Source organism: Frigoribacterium sp. 2355, from assembly GCF_054060695.1.
In genome coordinates, this window is the sequence record NZ_JBSSDL010000002.1 from 125384 (window position 1) to 142430 (window position 17047).

Consider the following 17047-nt stretch of genomic DNA (forward strand, 5'->3'; position numbering starts at 1 on the left):
TCAGGCCCTGCCTCCGTCTCCTTTCGCTGTGGTGCTGTTTGTGCCGCTCGTGGTGCTGGTGCCGCTTCTGCCGTGGGGGCCGCTGCGAGTCCAATCGCGGATGCTCCATCTTCTTCGGAGCGCCTCGCGTGCCAGATTGCTGTCGGGGTTGACCGCGTTCGGGTGGCCGACCATCTCCAGCCAGGCGAGGTCGGCGAACGAGTCACCATAACCGTACGACCCCGAGAGATCGATGTCGTTCGCCTGGGCGTACTGGCGCAGCCAGGCGGCGCGGGCCTCGTCGACCAGCGGAGGCTGTGCGAGGTAACCCGTGTAGACGCCGCTGCGCTGGTGCATCGTGCTGGCGACGACGTCGTCGAAGAGGTGTGCCAGGGGAGTCGTCAGGGTGTCGATCGAGCCTGTGACCAGGACCGTGCGGTGCCCGGCGGCACGGTGCTCGGCCAGTCGGGCGAGCGCGTCGGGGAGGGTGTGGCGCAGGACCGTGTCGGCGTAGCCGCGTGACCGGACCACGCCCGAGAGCCGCGCGACGGGCATGCCCTCGTACCGTCGGGAGAACGTACGGATGAACTCGCCGCGGTCGCGACCCTCGGCCCGGAGGTAGCGCGGCAGCGAGGTGAGCAGGCTGGCGACCTCGCCGGGCCAGGCGGCCTTGCGGAACCCGGCCGAGCGCACCCAGAGGTACTGCTCGACGATGTTGCTGTCGAGCACCGTGCCCTCGAGGTCGAACACGGCCACGACGTCGTCGCGCGGCGGCAGGGCCCGCGTGTCGGCGACGGCGGCCGACGCGGCGGGTCGCACCGAGAACGCCCGGGTCATCGAGGTGATGGAGGGGAAGTGCACTTCTTGGAAGTAGGCCTCCCAGTCGACGTCGGTCACGTCGAAGCCGATGTCGGCGGGCGAGCCCGCGGGGAGTCCGGCGTGCAGGGCCCGGGTGCGTCGGTCGTCGAAGATGATCTCGGACTGCACGTAGTGGCGGTAGAGGTCGGTGAGGCTCTGCAACGACTCGAGGTCGGCCCGCCGCGTCTGGACCGCGGCCAGCGCCGTCCGGGTGCGCAGCGTGCTCGGCAGTCGCGTGAGCACGGCCTCGCGGACGTCGTTGACGCGGTTCGCGGTGCGGATGGCGCCCTCGACCTTGCGCACGCCCGGGAAGTTCCAGTGCGGCGCCTCGATCGAGGAGTGCTCGTCGCGGGGCAGCGGGTTGGCCGTGAAGAACGCCTTGAGGTTCTCGAACATGCGCAGGATCGAGAACGGGTTGCTGCCGCCCGAGCTGGCGTGGAAGTACTGGGGGCTGCCGGCCTCGACCGGGTTCGCCGCGACGGTGAGGATGACGTTGACGACGTAGTCGACCGGGATCACGTCGAGCACGCTGTCGGGCACGCCGGGGAACTCGGGCAGCAGCCCGCGGGCGTACGACATGATCAGCGGGTCGGCGACCTTGAAGCCGTCGATCCAGCCGGGGTAGGGGTGCCGGTGGGCGCTCTCGACGATCGCCGGTCGGACGACCGACAGGCGGTGCCCGGCCTCGGCCCAGAGCTCTTCGGCGGCGCGCTCGGCGAAGGCCTTGGTCAGCGTGTAGACGTCGGTCCAGCCGAGCGTCTCGGCCCGGGTGCGTCCGTAGTCGACGAGACGGGCCTTGACCCAGGCGACGCGGGCCTCCTCCGCGGCCGTGGCGACCGCCTGCGGACCGGTCTTGCCGTGCGCCGCACGACCCTGGGCGAGGAAGGTGCGAAGCGTCTCGGGCTGGCGGGAGGCGGCCTCGACCCGGGCGCGGGCGTCGGCGGCGGCGGCGCGCTCGACACGCCAGTCGACGGTGTGGCCGAGCGACGCCTCGGGGAACACGCCCTTGCGGATGCCGCCGACGTAGGCGGTCGACACGTGCACGACGTGCGGGTCGGTGCCCGTCTTCCGCAGGGCCTCGTAGAGCCCGACCGCCCCGCCGACGTTGGTCTCGAAGGCCTGGTCGATCGGCGGGTCGAACGACACCGTGGACGCGCTGTGGATGACGACGTCGAGGTCGTCGGGCAGGTCGGGCAGGTCGCCCAGGCCGCTCTCGATCACCCGGAGCCGCTCGGCGAGGGCCTTCTCGACGCCCGCGGCCCCGACGGTCTCGCGCCACGAGGCGAAGACCGGCTTCTTCAGCAGGTGCCGCAGACGCCCCTCGGCCGAGGTGCCGGCCTTCGGCCGGATGAGGAGGGTGACCGTCGTGCCGGGGTGCGACGAGAGCAGGCGCTCGAGGATCGCCTGACCGACGAAGCCGGTGCCGCCGGTGAGCAGGACGTGCGAGCCGCCGAGGTCGACTCGGGTGGCGCCCGGGGTCTGGTCGGGCAGCGCGAGGCCGGGGGTGGAGCTCATGCGGTCAGCTTTCTGGTCACGGCCGCCCCGACGGAGGCGTCCAGGCCCGGCAGGTCGGCGACCTGCGCGCCCACGCGGTCGGCGCGCAGGTGGCCCTCGGCCCCGCCGAACACGGTGGCGTCGAAGAAGGTGCGCTCGGAGTCGGCGCGCTCGACGGCGCCGATCGGCCAGACGGCCGTCAGCAAGGAGGCGCGGGTCATCTTCACCGACCGGCGCGAGTCGCGCAGGCGCCAGTCGGCCTCGCTCGCGAAGAACTGCTCGTGACGACCCTTCACGACCCTCGCACGGTCGATCACGGTGGTCAGCGTGGGGTGTGCCGCGAGCTCGTCGAGGCGGTCGTATGCCTCTCGGAGCACCCATTCGTCGACGGCCCCCGTCGTCGTGTGCACGGCGACGATGGGGGACCCGACGGTGATGGCCTGGAGGGCCCGGGTGATCGGGCCACGGCGCTCGACGGCCTCGGAGGCGGCGTGACGCTTGGGCCCCTCGGTCACGTCGCGGTTGCGGGGCTCGCCGTGGGCCTCGAGGACGGCGTCGAGGGCGTCGGCCAGCCAGAACTTCTCGAACGCCCACGTCACGAGGAACGCGGTGACCCTCGTGTCCTTGTGGGTGGCCGTCACCAGGAGGTTGCGCAGGTTCTCCATCGTGGCGCTCTCGAGACGTCCGAGATGGCGGACGAGGCGCAGGGCGTCGGGGCCCAGGGGGCGGTCGGCGAAGCCGGACAGGTCGAGGTCGGGGCGCCAGTTGCCCTGGGCCGTCTTGGTGAACTCGCGGATGTCGAAGTCGGGGTCGGCGCGCGGGGCATCTCTGGTCGTCATGACAGGGGGTCCTCCGGGGCAGAAGTGGACGAGGCGAGAAGGGCCTCGAACGTGTCTCGATGCGCGCAGTCTGCTCTCAGCACCGTATCGTAAGCGGCATGGCTGTAGCGCTCGTCACCGGGGGCACGTCCGGCATCGGAGCCGAATTCGCCCGCCAACTCTCCATGCGCGGCTGGGACATCGTCCTGGTCGCTCGTGACCTCACCCGACTCGACGAGACGGCGACCGCCCTGCGCGCGCTCGGCCGTGACGTCGAGGTGCTCGCGGCCGACCTCGGCGACCGTCGCGACGTCGACCGGGTGGCCGAACGGCTGGCCGACCCGACCCGCCCCGTCGACCTGCTGGTGAACAATGCCGGTTTCGGCATGCACACCCCGCTGACCTCCACCGACGTCGCCGCGCACGACCTCGCGTTCGAGGTCATGTGCCGGGCCGTGCTCGTGCTCTCGGGTGCGGCGGCGAGGTCCATGCGCGAGCGCGGCCGCGGTCGCATCGTCAACGTGTCGAGCACCGCGGGGCTGATGGCCATGGGCAGCTACTCGGCGATCAAGGCGTGGGTGACCTCGTACAGCGAGGGTCTCTCGGTCGAGCTCAAGGGCACCGGCGTGGGCGTCACGGCCCTCCTGCCGGGCTGGGTGCGGACGGAGTTCCATCAGCGTGCCGGCATAAAGTCGTCGTCCATACCCAACGCCCTGTGGCTCAGCACCGAACAACTCGTGGTCGCCTGTCTGCGCGACGTCGACAAAGGCAAGGTGATCTCCATGCCCACGCTTCGGTACAAGGTGCTGATGGGATTGGTCCGGCACGCCCCCAAGGGCGCCGTCCGGGCCGCGTCCGGCGCGATCTCGTCGAGCCGCCGCAAGCCGGTGGGGCAGTGAGCGTGAAGGACGACGGAGAACGACGCCGCGAACACGCCCGCCTCGACGCCGTGGCCCAGCGGGTCGACGACGTCCGGGCCGACGTCGCCCAGCGAGCCGGCGATGTCGCCCAGCGGGCCGGTGGCGTGGCCCAGCGTGCCGGTGACGTCGCGAGCGACGTCCGCGACCGCTTCAGCTCCCGGCGACACGCGATGGCCCGCTACGTCGCGCAGCGCATGGTGCTCAAGCCGACGATCTGGTCGATCACCGACGTGACGGTCATCGACCGCGACCGGGTCGAGGGCCTCACCGGGGGCTTCATCGTCGTCGCGAACCACTCGAGCCACCTGGACGCCCCGCTCATCCTCGGTGCCCTGCCCCGCAAGCTCGCGCGCTACCTGGCGACGGGTGCCGCGGCCGACTACTTCTTCGACGTGCCCTGGCGGCGTCAGCTGACCGAACTGTTCTTCAACGCGTTCCCGGTGCAGCGGGGCTCGGGGACCCCGGCCTCCGCGGTCGACGCGACCCGCGCCTCCTCGTCCGGTGCGTCGGCGGGATCGACTCCGCAGAGCTCGGCCCGCCGACGTGCCGCGGCCAAGGCGGCCGCCCGCGGGCGCCAGGGGCAGCCCACCGTCAGTGCTCGATCGCTGCTGCAGCGCGGCTACCCCGTGCTGGTGTTCCCCGAGGGCACCCGCTCGAAGGACGGCACCGTCGCCGCCTTCAAGCCCGGCGCCGCCGCCCTCGCCTCGGCCTGCGGCGTGCCGGTCGTGCCGCTCGCCCTGATCGGGGCCAACATCGCCCAACCGCGCGGCCGCAGCTGGCCCCGGCCCGGCCGACTGCCCGTCGGAGTCGCGTTCGGCGACCCGATGCGGCCCCACGACGGCGAGTCCGTCACCGACTTCTCGACGCGCGTGCGCACCGAGATCCTGCGTCTGAAGGACGCCAACACCGCCCGCATCCTGGGCCCGTCAGACCCGCTCGAAGGAGAACGCCCGTGACCGACGTCCAACAGAAGAAGAGTCCTGCCGTCGACGGCGTCAAGCACATGAAGTGGTGGGGCTGGGGCGTCGAGGGCGTCGCCTTCCACCACGACGACAAGCCCGCCTTCGCCCCCTTCGTCAAGAAGATCGTGGGCGTCGAGCTGTCCCAGGGGCACGACACCGGCCTCTCGTTCGACGACCTCGACGTCCCCTCGTCCCGGGTCGGCACCGAGGTGCTCGACTCGCTCGTGCAGATCGTGGGCGACGGCCAGGTCGTCACCGACGACCACGACCGGGTCGTCCACACGTACGGCAAGAGCATCCGCGACCTGATCCGCATCCGCGCCGGACGTCTCGACCGGGTGCCCGACGTCGTCGTGTACCCGGCCGACGAGGACGAGATCCAGCGGATCGTCGACCTGGCCGTCGCGAGCGACCTCGTCCTCATCCCCTTCGGCGGCGGCAGCAACATCGTCGGCAGCCTCGAACCCCTGCCCGCGGAGGAGCGCACGATCGTCTCGCTCGACATGGGCCGCCTCGACAAGGTGCTCGACATCGACGAGGACGGCGGACTGGCGCGCATCCAGGCCGGCGGTCAGGGCCCCGACCTCGAGGAGCAGCTCAACGCCCGCGGGTGGACCCTCGGACACTTCCCGGACAGCTTCACCCACTCGACCATGGGCGGCTGGGTCGCCACCCGCTCGTCGGGCATGCAGAGCGACAAGTACGGCGACATCGCCGACATCACCAAGGGGCTGCGGGTCGTGCGCCCCGGCGGCGTGCTGTCGATCCGCGCCGTGCCGAGCGCGTCGACGGGTCCGTCGCTGCGCGAGATGATCATCGGCAGCGAGGGACGTCTCGGCGTCATCACCGAGGTCACCGCCCAGGTGCACCGCCTGCCCGAGAAGCGCGAGATCCTCGCCTACCTGTTCCCGTCGTGGCACGACGGCCTCGCCGCCATGCAGGCCATCGCCGAGAGCGACGTGAGCCCGTCGGTCACCCGCGTCAGCGACGCACACGAGACCGCCTTCTCGTTCGCCACGTCGAAGCCGGGCAAGGGCATCTCGCAGAAGGTCACCGACCTGCTGCCGACCATCCTGAAGGCCAAGGGCTGGGACGTCGACGCGATGTGCCTGTCGTTCATCGGCTACGAGGGCAGCCCCGAGCACGTCGCCCACACCCAGAAGGCCGTCGCCAAGATCGTCAAGGCGAACAAGGGCATGAGCGTCGGCAAGGGGCCGGGCAAGCTCTACGACCAGAAGAAGTTCGACACGCCCTACCTGCGCGACTTCTTCATGGACCACGGAGGCGCGGCGGACGTCTCCGAGACCGCCGCCCCCTGGTCGAAGCTGCGCCTCGTGTCGTCGCGCGTCTACGCCGCGGCGAACCAGGCCTTCGACAGCATCGGCAAGCAGGGCTGGATCATGGGCCACCTGTCGCACTCGTACCACTCGGGCGCGTGCCTGTACTTCACCTTCGCCTTCGAGCACGGTGACGACGCCGAGGCCGAGTACGACGTGGTCAAGCACGCCATCCAGCAGGCGTTCATCGACACCGGGGCGACCGTCTCGCACCACCACGGCGTCGGGCTCGAGCACCAGCCGTGGCTCGCGCAGGACGTCTCGCCCGAGGGCGTGGCCGTCATGCAGGGGCTGTTCGACTCGGCCGACCCGGGGCGCGTGTTCAACCCCGGGAAGGTGACGGGCGCGTAGTCCCGCACCGCGCCTCCCGCGCTGCCGCCGCGCCGCGGCCGCCGCGCCGCGGCACCCCGCCACGAAGTAAACAACCCGCCACGCGAACGTGTGGCGGGTTGTTTAGTTCGTGGCGGGGTGATGCACGCGGCGGTGTCGGTGACACCTCGGGCACAGACGTCGGACGGCGTGATGCCTCCACAGGCCACGAGCGCGCACGAGCGGGCCAAGAATGGGTGCGCGACGCTCGGGGCATGTCGTCGGAACCGCTGCCCGCCATCACCTTCGTGTCGACCCACGGCACCCACAGTCGCGAGGCCGAAGCGCTCAGACGTGACACCAGACGGGGCCTCGTAGTCCGGGTGCATCCCGGTGCGTACGTGCCCAGCGAGGACTGGACGCGTCTCTCGGCGCGGCACCGGCAGCTGGTCAGGGTGCGCGCCGTCCTGGCCGGGTTGCCGCCGGGCACCGTCGTGTCGCACGAGTCGGCCGTCGCCGTCCACGGGCTGCCGTCCGTCCGGGGCGCGGGAACACGGGTGCACGTCCTGGACCCCCGTCGGGATCGGGTGCGGACGAGCGAGCGCGTGGTCCGACATCCGGGCTCGACGGATGCCGGGGACGTCGTCGAGGTCGACGGGGTGCTGGCCACGTCCGAGGCGCGGACGGCGATCGACATCGCCCGAGGTCGTTCGTTCGCCGACGGGGTGCTGTGCACCGACGGGGTCCTCCGGCGCGCGGCGGTCGGGGCAGGGTGCTTCGGCTGGCGGGACCCGCATCCTCAGGACGGCTACGAAGAACATCGAGCCCGGGTCGAACGCGCGGCGAACGGCGCCCGGCACGAGCTGGGTGCGCGCCTCGGCAGTACGACGGGAACGCGGGGGGCGGAGTCCGCTCGACGCGTGGTCGCCTTCGCCTCGCCGTGGTCCGAGAACGGAGGCGAATCGCTCTGTCGCATCGCGTTGCACGAGCTCGGGGCCCCGCCCCCGGGACTGCAGGTCGAGTTCCACGACGCGCAGGGACTCGCGGGGCGGTGCGACTTCGTCTTCGGCAGCTCGGTGCTCGAGTTCGACGGCAAGGTCAAGTACGACCACGAGGCGGTCCGGGGCGGGCTGGCGCCGTCGGCGGTGGTGAAGGCCGAGAAAGCACGCGAGAGGCGGCTGATGCGCACGGGCCAGGTGACGCGCATCGGCCAGGGCGACGCCGACGACGTCCGCGAGCGCGCGCCACTCGCGCAGATCATGCGAGACCTCGGTGTGCCGTTGCGGCGTCGGTCGTGACGGGCGATGCGCGGGGCCGGGCTGGGCCGGACGGGGCCGGGGCGGGGCAGCGCCGGAACAAAGCACGCCGCCACGAAGTAAACACAACGCCATCGAATTGTGTGGCGGAATCTTTACATCGTGGCGGGGTGGCGGGGTGGCGGGGTGGCGGGGTGGCGGGGTGGCGGGGTGGCGCGACGGGGTGGCAGGCGGCGGGGGACGCACACGTCGCTCGGGGACACACAGGGGGACGGTGCAGGACGGCTGCCTAAGATGAGCATCGATCCGTCCGCACAGACCCCCGTTCACGGAAGAGACCCGCGCATGCCCGGAATCCACGCCGACATCACCTCGGCCTTCGGCAACACCCCGCTCGTCAAGCTCAACTCGCTGCCCGCCGAGGGCGGGGCCGAGGTGCTGGCCAAGCTCGAGTTCTACAACCCGGGTGCCAGCGTGAAGGACCGTCTCGGCGTCGCCATCGTCGACGCGGCCGAGGCCTCCGGCGACCTGAAGCCCGGCGGCACGATCGTCGAGGGCTCGAGCGGCAACACGGGCATCTCGCTGGCCCTGGTCGGCGCCGCCCGCGGCTACCGGGTGATCGTCACCATGCCCGAGACGATGAGCGTCGAACGACGCACCGTGATGAAGGCCTACGGCGCGACGATCGTGCTGACCCCCGGACCCGAGGGCATGAAGGGCGCCGTCGAACGCGCCAAGCAGATCGCCGCCGAGACCGAGAACGCGATCTGGGCCCAGCAGTTCGAGACGCAGGCCAACGCCGAGATCCACCGCCGCACGACCGCGCCCGAGATCTTGCGCGACACCGACGGGAAGATCGACTTCTTCGTGGCGGGCGTCGGGACCGGCGGCACCATCACGGGCGTCGGTCAGGTGCTGCACGAGAAGGTCCCCGGTGTGAAGGTCGTCGCGGTCGAGCCCGCCGACTCGCCCCTGCTGAGCGAGGGCAAGGCCGGCCCGCACAAGATCCAGGGCATCGGGGCGAACTTCGTGCCCGAGGTGCTCGACCGCTCGCAGATCGACGAGGTGTTCCCCGTGCAGCTCGACGACGCCCTGCGCGTCGCGCGCGACCTCGCCACGAAGGAGGGCATCCTCTCGGGCATCTCGTCGGGGGCGATCATCCACGCCGCGCTCGAGATCGCGAAGCGACCCGAGAACGCCGGCAAGCGCATCGTCGCCATCGTCTGCGACACCGGAGAGCGTTACCTGTCGACCGTGCTGTTCCAGGACCTCGCGGACGCCTAGGGTGCGGTTGGTCGCACGCCTCCGCGAGGACCTCGACACCGTCCGGAGGCGCGACCCGGCTGCCCGAGGACGCCTCGAGACCGCCCTCGTCTACTCGGGCCTGCACGCGGTGTGGGCGCACCGCGTGACCTCGAGACTGTGGCGTGCGGGGCCGGCACCGCGCCTCCTCGGATCGCGCTTCGCCGCCCGCCTGCTGTCGCAGGCGGTCCGATCGCTGACGGGCGTCGAGATCCACCCCGGGGCCCACCTCGGGGCCCGCCTGTTCATCGACCACGGCATGGGCGTCGTGATCGGCGAGACCGCGGTCGTCGGTGACGACTGCACGATCTTCCACGGAGTGACCCTCGGGGGCAAGGGACGAGGAGGCGCGCTCGGCCGCCGGCACCCCACCGTCGGTGACGGCGTGATGATCGGTGCCGGGGCCGCCGTGCTCGGTGGCGTCACCGTGGGCAGCGGTAGCGTCGTCGGGGCCAACGCGGTCGTGACCAAGGACGTCCCGGCCGGGTCGGTCGCGGTGGGCGTGCCCGCCGTCGCCCGGCCGCGTCGGCCCTGACGAGGCCACGTCGGCCCTGGCCCGGCCGCGTCGGCCCGGGGACTTGGTCGGGGCCGATGGCCGATCAGCGCCGGGGTTCCCATCGGAAGGCCTTCGTGGCCGCGAGGGCTCCGAGGGCGGCCCAGACCAGCGTCGGTGCCAGCAGCACGGACACGAGCGACAGGTCGCCGCCGTTCCAGGCGAGGGTGATCAGTTCCATCAGTCCGCCCCCGGGCAGGATGCGCTTGAGCCAGAGCAGGTCGTCGGCACCCGTGACGGTCCACCAGATCGCCACCCCGAGCGTGATCAGGTAGAGCGGCATGGTCGTGTACTGGGCGTGCTCGGGCGAGGTGCTGAATCCGGCCGTGGCCAGGGCGAAGCCGGCGAACATGGCCTCGGCGACCAGGACGGCCACGATCAGCAGCCCGGGGTGCACCGGGGGCTCGCGGAGCGCGAGCACACCGAGCACGATGACGAGTTGCGCGACGCTGACCGCCACGACGGGCAGCACGAGCCCGGCGATGATCCCCGCGTCGCCGACGGACCCGCTGCGCAACCGCTTCAGGTACAGGGACTGACGACGGGCCGCGAGGGTGGTCGTCGCGGTGACGTAGACGCCGAGGCCCACCATGCCGATGATCTGCACGCCGGCGAGCATGCCGGCGGTGCCGTACGAGTCGAAGGCGTAGGTGAGGGCCCCGAAGCCGAGGGGCAGCAGCAGGGCGCAGAGGGCGACGGTGCGGTTGCGCACGAGCATGCGCAGTTCGGCGAGGGCGATGGCGAGCGGGCCGGAACGACGTCGCGAGCCTGCCGACCGGGTGGGGGAGGGACGGGTCACGGTGGTCATGGGATGTCCTTTCGGAGAGGGGCGTGGGGAGCGGAGACCGGTGACGGTCGACGGTCAGGAGGCGCGGCCGAGGTCGCGGAACACGTCGTCGAGTCCCGACTCGTGCACCGTGAGACGGGCCAACGGGCGATCGGCGTCGGCCGCCCAGCCGAGCAACGCCCCGAGGTCGCGCTGGGCGTCGTCGGTCTCGATCACGACGAGGTCGTTCTCGGTCCGGGCGACCTCCAGCGGGAGGGTGTCCAGCGGGCCGGGGGCGACGAAGCGGATGGAGGTCGTGCTGCCGGCGGTGAGATCGGCGACGGTCCCTTCGCGGCGGATGCGCCCGCGGTGCATCAGACCGATGCGGTCCGCGTTCTCGGCGGCTTCCTCGAGGTAGTGGGTGGTCAGGACGAAGGTGACCCCCGCCTCCCGGAGTCCGGCGACCACGGCCCAGAGCGCGTCCCGTGCCGCGGGGTCGAGCCCCGTGGTGGGTTCGTCGAGGAAGACCAGCTCGGGCGTGCCCCAGACGGCCGCCGCGAAGTCGACCCGCCGCCGCTCGCCGCCCGAGAGCCGGGCGACCCGGGCCGAGGCCTTGTGGTCGACGCCGACGAGGCCGAGCACGCGGTCGACGTCGTCGTCGCGACCCGAGACGGCGCCCGACAGCTGGACGCTCTCGCGCACGGTGAGCTCGGGGGCGAGGCCCGAGTCCTGCAACATCGTGCCGATGCGCGGTCGGATGCGCCCCCGGTCGGTCGGATCGCCGCCGAGCACCTCGACCCGGCCCGCGTCGGCCGTGCGATGCCCTTCGAGCACCTCGAGCGTGGTGGTCTTGCCGGCACCGTTCGTGCCGAGGAGCGCGTACAGCTCGCCGCGGTGGACGGTCAGGTCGAGGCCGTCGACGGCGGTGAACGAGCCGTACGAACAGCGGAGGCCGTGCGTCGAGATGACGGCGTCGCCGCGCTCGGCGGAGCCGGGCGCGACGGCCGGTCGGGGCGTGGTGTCGGTGGAGTTCGTCATGACCTCGACGATCTCGTGCCGGGCGGACGACGGGTAGTGCCGGTGTGCCACCCGTGCCGTGTGACATCGGTCATGCTCGGCCGTGACATCGGGCACCTCCGTGCGTCGGCGGCCTCCGTTAGCGTGGTCGCATGCCCCACCTCCCGCTGGCCGTGCGTCCTCGACCGGGCGGCCACCTGCCCCCGCTCGCGCGCATGCGGCGGTACGTCACGTGGTCGTTCGTGGCGCTCGCGCTCTTCACCACCCTCGTCCTGGTCGTGACGCTGGTGGCCGAGGGCGCCTCCTGGTGGCTGGTGGTGGCCGCCGGCGCCGCGGGGGCGCTCGTCACGGCCCACTCGTTCTTCTGGGAACGCCGCCCACCCGTGCCGTTGGCCGTCGCCGGTCTCGTCGTCTCGTACCTCGTCTGGCTGGCGGTCCCGCTCGGCGGGCACAGCGCCCTGCTGCTCTTCCCCTTCGGCCTCACGGTCGGGTACCTGGCGACGACGCCCCCGTCCGCCTCCTGGCGATGGGTCGTCGCCGCCGTGGTCGCGGCGCTCGTGCCCGTGGTGGTCGTCGAGGTCGACGCGGCCGCACCGCTCGTGGGGCTGTCGGCGGTGGTCGTGATCGGCCTGCTGTCGCTCTACGGGATCTGTCGGCTGAACCGGTACGGGTTCGACCTGTACCTCGAGATCGACGCGGCCCGCGAGACCCAGTCCGAGCTCGCCGTGATGCGCGAGCGGTACCGGTTCTCGGTCGACCTGCACGACATCCAGGGGCAGGCCCTGCACGTCGGTCGCCTGCAGCTGCAGTTGGCCGACAAGACCCTGGACCGCGACCCCGCCGCCGCGCGACGGCACCTCCGCGAGGCCGAGCAGCTGATCGTGCAGACCATCGCCGAGACCCGTCGGCTGGCCTACGGCGAACGCACGCTCACGCTCGCCGGCGAACTGGCCAACTCGGCCGAACTGATCCGGGCGGCGGGCATCGAGCTCGAGATCACGGGCGTCCCTCCCGTCGGTCACCCGGCCGACGACCTCTTCGGCCACGTCGTGCGTGAGGCCACGACGAACGTGCTGCGTCACGCCCAGGCGGAGCGGGTCTCCATCGTGCTCGGCCCCGAGTCGGTCGAGGTCGTCAACGACGGTGCCCCCGGGCCCCTGCGCGGACTCAGCGGCCTCGCCCGTCTCGGCGAGAGGTTCGCCGCGGTCGGAGGCACGGTGACCACCCGGCTCGAGAACGGCCGGTTCCGGGTCGAGGCGAGGGCGACGGCGACGGGAGCCGGCGGAGCGCCCCGGACGACGGCGACACGGGCCGGGGCGGCCTCCGCGGCGGCCCCCGGGGCGTCGACCGGCACGAGGTCCGCATGATCCGCGTGCTGCTCGCCGACGACGAGACCCTGCTGCGTCGATCGATCGCCGCCCTGCTCGACCTGAGCGACACGATCACCGTCGTCGCCCAGGCCGCCGACGGTGCCGAGGCCGTGGCCCTCGCCGCGCTCCACGAGCCCGACGTCGTGCTGCTCGACCTCGAGATGCCCGGCATGGACGGCATCGACGCGGCGATCGCGATCCTGGGTCGACGACCCGAGCAGGCGGTCGTGCTGCTGACCCGTCACGGCCGCCCCGGCGTGCTCCGTCGTGCCCTCCGTGCCGGGGTGCGGGGGTTCCTGCCGAAGTCGGTCGACCCCGACGAGCTCGAACGGGTGATCGTGCAGGTGCACGACGGCCGCCGCTACATCGACGCCGACATCTCGGCCTCGGCGATGATGGACGACTGCCCGCTGACCGAGCGCGAGCTCGACACGTTGCGACTGACGACCGACGGCTTCTCGGTGCGTGAGATCAGCGCCCGGCTGCACCTCGCGTCCGGCACGGTGCGCAACTACCTGTCGTCGGCGATGCAGAAGACCGGCAGTTCGTCGCGGCACACCGCCGCCCGGGTCGCGCGCGAGCGCGGCTGGCTCTGACCCCGGCCCGTCCGGCGTCAGGCGTCAGGCGCCCGGCACCTGGCGTCAGGCGCCCGAAATCAGGCGTCAGGCGTTCGTGAGCTCGCGGTCGCGTGAGACGGTCGAGGAGGCGCGGCGAGGCTCCCGGGGCTCGAAACGGCCCTTCAGCGCGAGGGCCGGCTTCTCCACGAAGTGGTGCGAGAGAACGGACGTGCCGATCGCCGCCGCGAGCACGAGGACGATGCCGAGCGCACCCTGCACGTACGGTTCGACGAGCGCGATGAAGACGACGTGCCAGAGGTAGAGCGGGTACGAGACGGCCCGTCCGAACCAGGCGACCGGTGCCAGGGACAGCACCCAGGCGACGGGGGACGACGCCGTGACGAGACCACCGATCAGGAGCATCGAGGCCAGGCCCACGGCGGGCAACGCGACCGCGAAGGTGAGGACGCTCTGCTGCCACCCCGATCCGATGACGAAGAGCGACCCCACGACCCCGGCGAACCCGAGCCAGGTGGCGAGGGCTCCCCAGAGGCCGGCGAGGGCTGCCCGCACGCGGTCGGACCGCAGGACGACCGCGAGCACGCAGCCCATCAGCAGGGGGGCCACGTTGAGGACGGGGCTGAAGTAGATGTCGGGGGTCGCACCGCCCGAGGGGCGGTCGTAGAGGAACCAGGTGGCGACGGCCGAGGCGACCACGACCACCGAGAGGCCGGCGACCAGGGCCTTGCGCCTGACCGCGACGGCGAGCAGCAGCACCAGCACCGGCGGCCAGACGAGGTAGAACTGCTCTTCCATCGACAGGCTCCACATCGGCGCGAAGACGCCCTGCGAGGTGTCGAAGAACGCCCGGGCGACGTTGCCGGTGTAGGTGAGGGCGATCAGGGCGGCACCGACCGGGCCGAGGGTCGAGCCCTGGTAGTCACCCACGAGCCACCACAGCGAGACGCCCACCACGACGACGGCGAGCAGCGTCGGGTAGAGCCGCAGCAGGCGGCGGACCCAGAACCGGCCGAGCCGGATGCGTCCCGTCGACGCGTGCTCGCGCAGCAGCAACGTGGTGATCAGGTAGCCCGACAGCACGAAGAAGACGTTGACGCCCACGAAACCGCTGCCGAAGCCCGGCACGTGCAGGTGGTAGAGCACGACGAGGGCTATGGCCAGCGTGCGCAGGCCGTCGAGCGGCAGCACCCGGTCTCGACGGGTCGTCGAGACGGGGCGGACGGTCGGCTCTGTGGTCGGCAGGGCTGAGGGCATCGTTGCAGTGTGCCTCACCTTCCTTGGTGCCGCCCGAACGAGGGGGCCGGGTTCGCATCCCGGCCCCACCCGCGCGTGGCGGCACCCGGACGGCGCTATCCGCGCTGCTGCGGGACGCGACGCGGCAGGGCGAACACGAGCACGAACGAGGCCAGGGCGAAGATCGCGCTGACGAGCATGGCGTGGGCCGCCGCGTCGGTGAAGCCGGTGGCGACGTCGGCCGGCGTGCGGCCCGAGATGGTCAGCGTGCCGAAGAGCACGCTGCCGATGATCGCGATGCCCACGGCCGAGCCGATGCGCTGGATCGCCGAGATGACGGCGCTGGCCGAGCCGGCGTCCTGCCGGTCGACCGTCGCGACGATGAACTGGACGTTCGGCGCGATGAAGAAGCCGTTGCCGAGGCCGGCGAGCAGCAGCGGGACCAGCAGCATCCAGTTGGTCAGGTCGGAGGCGTCGACCGTGACGAGCACGAGCCACATCCAGGTGAGGCCGATGGTGACGAGGGCCGTGCCGAGGATCAGCACGCCGCGACCGAGCCGGGCGGCGATGCGGTTGCTCTGCGACGAGCTGATGATGCTGCCCACCGCGAACGGGATCGCCACGGCGCCCGAGGCCAACGCGCTGTGGCCGAGCCCCGACTGCCAGAGCAGCGAGATCGTGAAGAAGATGCTGGTGAAGGCCGCGAAGTAGACGAGCGCGAGCACGACGCCACCGGTGAACGACGGGTGCGCGAACAGCTTCGGCGGGACGAGGGGGGTCTTGCCGCGCTTCGTGTACGCGACCTCCCACAGGCCGAACAGGGCGAGCAGCACGACGCCGGCGGCGATGGTCAGGTAGGTCCAGAGCGGCCAGCCCTCGTCCTGCCCCTGGATCAGCGGGACGAGCAGGGCGACGAAGGCGCCCGAGACCAGCACGAGGCCGATCCAGTCGAGCCCGCGGTCGGGACGGGGCACCGACTCGTCGCGCTTGGGCAGCAGGACGGCGGCGGCGACGAGGGTGATGATGCCGAACGGCAGGTTGACGTAGAAGACGAGACGCCACCCGTTCTCGTCGCCGAAGGCCTGGATGATCAGGCCGCCGATGATCGGACCGAGCGCCGACGAGACGCCGATGACGGCGCCCATGATGGCGAAGGCCTTGCCCCGCGAGCGACCGGGGAACAGCAACTGGATGAACGCCGTGACGGCCGGCACGAAGATGCCGCCGGCGAGGCCCTGCACGACGCGGAACACCACGAGCTGGGTGTCGTCCTGGGCGAGGCCACAGGCGAGCGACGCCAGCGTGAAGAGCAGGACTCCCGTGAAGTAGACCCACTTGTGGCCGATGCGGTCGCCGATGCGCCCGGCGGGGATCAACGCGAGGCCGAAGGCGAGGGCGTACCCCGAGATGATCCACGACAGGGTCGACTCCGAGGCGTCGAGCGTCGTGCGGATCGTCGGCAGGGCGACGTTGACGATCGTCGTGTCGAGCAAGGCGATGAACATGCCGAGGAGCAGGGCGACGAGGGCGTACCAGGCGTGACGCGGCACCCCGGCGGGCTGGCCGGGGCCCGCTCCCGGGGAGGACGGCGACGAGGCGCCGGTCGGGGCGGGGGCGTGGGTCATGGGGTGGCCTTTCGGGCAGCGGCACGGGCCGTGAGGCGAGGCGAAGGGGGCGTGGGGCGAGGCGACGGGAGCGAGGCGAGGGGGGAGGGGCGGCACGAGGCCGCAGCACGTGGCGGCGGCGTCGGGGCGGGCACACGACGCAGGAGGCGCGGGTCACCGACCCGCGCCTCCTGATTTTTGCACGTTCTGCACTCGTCCGCGCACCATCGCCGGAGCGGACGCCGAAGGGCCCCGCCGATGCGGCGGGGCCCTTCGCGGTCAGGAGCGGCGGCGGTCAGCGGCGGCCGAGGCGGCGTTCGCCGGCCGCACCGGTCTGGTACACGAGGCCGTAGTGCTCGAACACGGCGGGCTCGCGGGCTGCCTCGAGCTCGCCGTCGGTCTCGATCGACGGGGCGTCCTTGACGAGCTTCTTCGCGAACTGCACCTTGAGGTGCTTGGGGGCGACGACGGCACCCTGCAGCGGCACGAAGACCAGGCGCGAGCGGCCGAGCAGTCCGGCGGTCACGGTGGCGAAGGCGGGCTGGTCGGCGGCGGTGTCGAAGTAGATGCTCTCGAGCGAGCCGACCTTGTCGCCGTCGGGGTCGACGACCGGCATGCCGATCCAGTCGCGGATGTTCTCGGCTTCGAACATGGGTGCCTCCTCTGGCGCGGGCCCCGTCCGGGCCCTCTC

At 72.0% G+C, this 17047-nt stretch carries 15 protein-coding genes; 8 read left to right on the plus strand and 7 right to left on the minus strand.

Annotated elements, in window-relative coordinates:
- Both ACVJ1F_RS03440 and ACVJ1F_RS03445 read right to left on the minus strand, forming a co-directional pair.
- On the minus strand, positions 1 to 2352 hold the full coding sequence (locus tag ACVJ1F_RS03440; RefSeq protein ID WP_456884709.1) for an SDR family oxidoreductase: 2352 nt from the start codon (positions 2350 to 2352) through the stop codon (positions 1 to 3).
- Entirely contained in the window at positions 2349 to 3170 is an 822-nt protein-coding gene (locus tag ACVJ1F_RS03445) for a hypothetical protein (protein WP_173151616.1), read from the minus strand. The genes ACVJ1F_RS03440 and ACVJ1F_RS03445 overlap by 4 nt, the downstream gene beginning before the upstream one ends.
- 98 nt (positions 3171 to 3268) lie before the next feature.
- Between ACVJ1F_RS03445 and ACVJ1F_RS03450 the strand changes: the two genes are divergently transcribed.
- The 6 genes from ACVJ1F_RS03450 to epsC all read left to right on the plus strand — a co-directional run bounded on the left by ACVJ1F_RS03450 (position 3269) and on the right by epsC (position 9770).
- Entirely contained in the window at positions 3269 to 4048 is a 780-nt protein-coding gene (locus ACVJ1F_RS03450) for an SDR family NAD(P)-dependent oxidoreductase (protein ID WP_056046842.1), read from the plus strand.
- A gap of 2 nt (positions 4049 to 4050) precedes the next feature.
- Positions 4051 to 5025: a lysophospholipid acyltransferase family protein gene (locus ACVJ1F_RS03455; RefSeq protein ID WP_192124373.1), complete on the plus strand. Its 975-nt coding sequence runs from the start codon at positions 4051 to 4053 to the stop codon at positions 5023 to 5025.
- Positions 5022 to 6719, plus strand: a complete 1698-nt coding sequence (locus tag ACVJ1F_RS03460) for an FAD-binding oxidoreductase (RefSeq protein ID WP_324289756.1) — start codon at positions 5022 to 5024, stop codon at positions 6717 to 6719. The genes ACVJ1F_RS03455 and ACVJ1F_RS03460 overlap by 4 nt, the downstream gene beginning before the upstream one ends.
- Before the next feature lie 233 nt (positions 6720 to 6952).
- Entirely contained in the window at positions 6953 to 7975 is a 1023-nt protein-coding gene (locus ACVJ1F_RS03465) for a hypothetical protein (protein WP_456884711.1), read from the plus strand.
- A 303-nt stretch (positions 7976 to 8278) separates the two neighbouring features.
- Positions 8279 to 9217: a cysteine synthase A gene (cysK, locus tag ACVJ1F_RS03470; protein WP_056046838.1), complete on the plus strand. Its 939-nt coding sequence runs from the start codon at positions 8279 to 8281 to the stop codon at positions 9215 to 9217.
- Position 9218: 1 nt separating this feature from the next.
- Positions 9219 to 9770, plus strand: a complete 552-nt coding sequence (epsC, locus tag ACVJ1F_RS03475) for a serine O-acetyltransferase EpsC (protein ID WP_456884713.1) — start codon at positions 9219 to 9221, stop codon at positions 9768 to 9770.
- A 64-nt stretch (positions 9771 to 9834) separates the two neighbouring features.
- On the opposite strand, the gene ACVJ1F_RS03480 is transcribed toward epsC, so the two are convergent.
- Positions 9835 to 10596, minus strand: coding sequence for an ABC transporter permease (locus ACVJ1F_RS03480; RefSeq protein ID WP_456884714.1), 762 nt, complete (start codon positions 10594 to 10596; stop codon positions 9835 to 9837).
- A 54-nt stretch (positions 10597 to 10650) separates the two neighbouring features.
- Positions 10651 to 11592, minus strand: a complete 942-nt coding sequence (locus ACVJ1F_RS03485; RefSeq protein ID WP_456884716.1) for an ABC transporter ATP-binding protein — start codon at positions 11590 to 11592, stop codon at positions 10651 to 10653.
- A gap of 131 nt (positions 11593 to 11723) precedes the next feature.
- Here ACVJ1F_RS03485 and ACVJ1F_RS03490 point away from each other — a divergent pair, with 131 nt between their 5' ends.
- Both ACVJ1F_RS03490 and ACVJ1F_RS03495 read left to right on the plus strand, forming a co-directional pair.
- Positions 11724 to 12938, plus strand: a complete 1215-nt coding sequence (locus ACVJ1F_RS03490; protein ID WP_456884717.1) for a sensor histidine kinase — start codon at positions 11724 to 11726, stop codon at positions 12936 to 12938.
- On the plus strand, positions 12935 to 13537 hold the full coding sequence (locus ACVJ1F_RS03495) for a response regulator transcription factor (protein ID WP_173151602.1): 603 nt from the start codon (positions 12935 to 12937) through the stop codon (positions 13535 to 13537). Before ACVJ1F_RS03490 ends, ACVJ1F_RS03495 begins: the two co-directional genes overlap by 4 nt.
- A 66-nt stretch (positions 13538 to 13603) precedes the next feature.
- Here the strand turns inward: ACVJ1F_RS03495 and ACVJ1F_RS03500 are convergent, their stop codons facing one another.
- The 3 genes from ACVJ1F_RS03500 to ACVJ1F_RS03510 form a co-directional block, all read right to left on the minus strand.
- On the minus strand, positions 13604 to 14773 hold the full coding sequence (locus tag ACVJ1F_RS03500) for an acyltransferase family protein (RefSeq protein ID WP_456884718.1): 1170 nt from the start codon (positions 14771 to 14773) through the stop codon (positions 13604 to 13606).
- Between the two features lie 95 nt (positions 14774 to 14868).
- A complete protein-coding gene (locus ACVJ1F_RS03505; protein WP_123570639.1) occupies positions 14869 to 16377 on the minus strand; it encodes an MFS transporter in 1509 nt (502 codons plus the stop codon).
- A gap of 274 nt (positions 16378 to 16651) precedes the next feature.
- Positions 16652 to 17008 (minus strand): PRC-barrel domain-containing protein, encoded by a 357-nt coding sequence (locus ACVJ1F_RS03510; RefSeq protein WP_043596802.1) that lies wholly within the window; start codon positions 17006 to 17008, stop codon positions 16652 to 16654.
- Between the last annotated feature and the right edge of the window lie 39 nt (positions 17009 to 17047).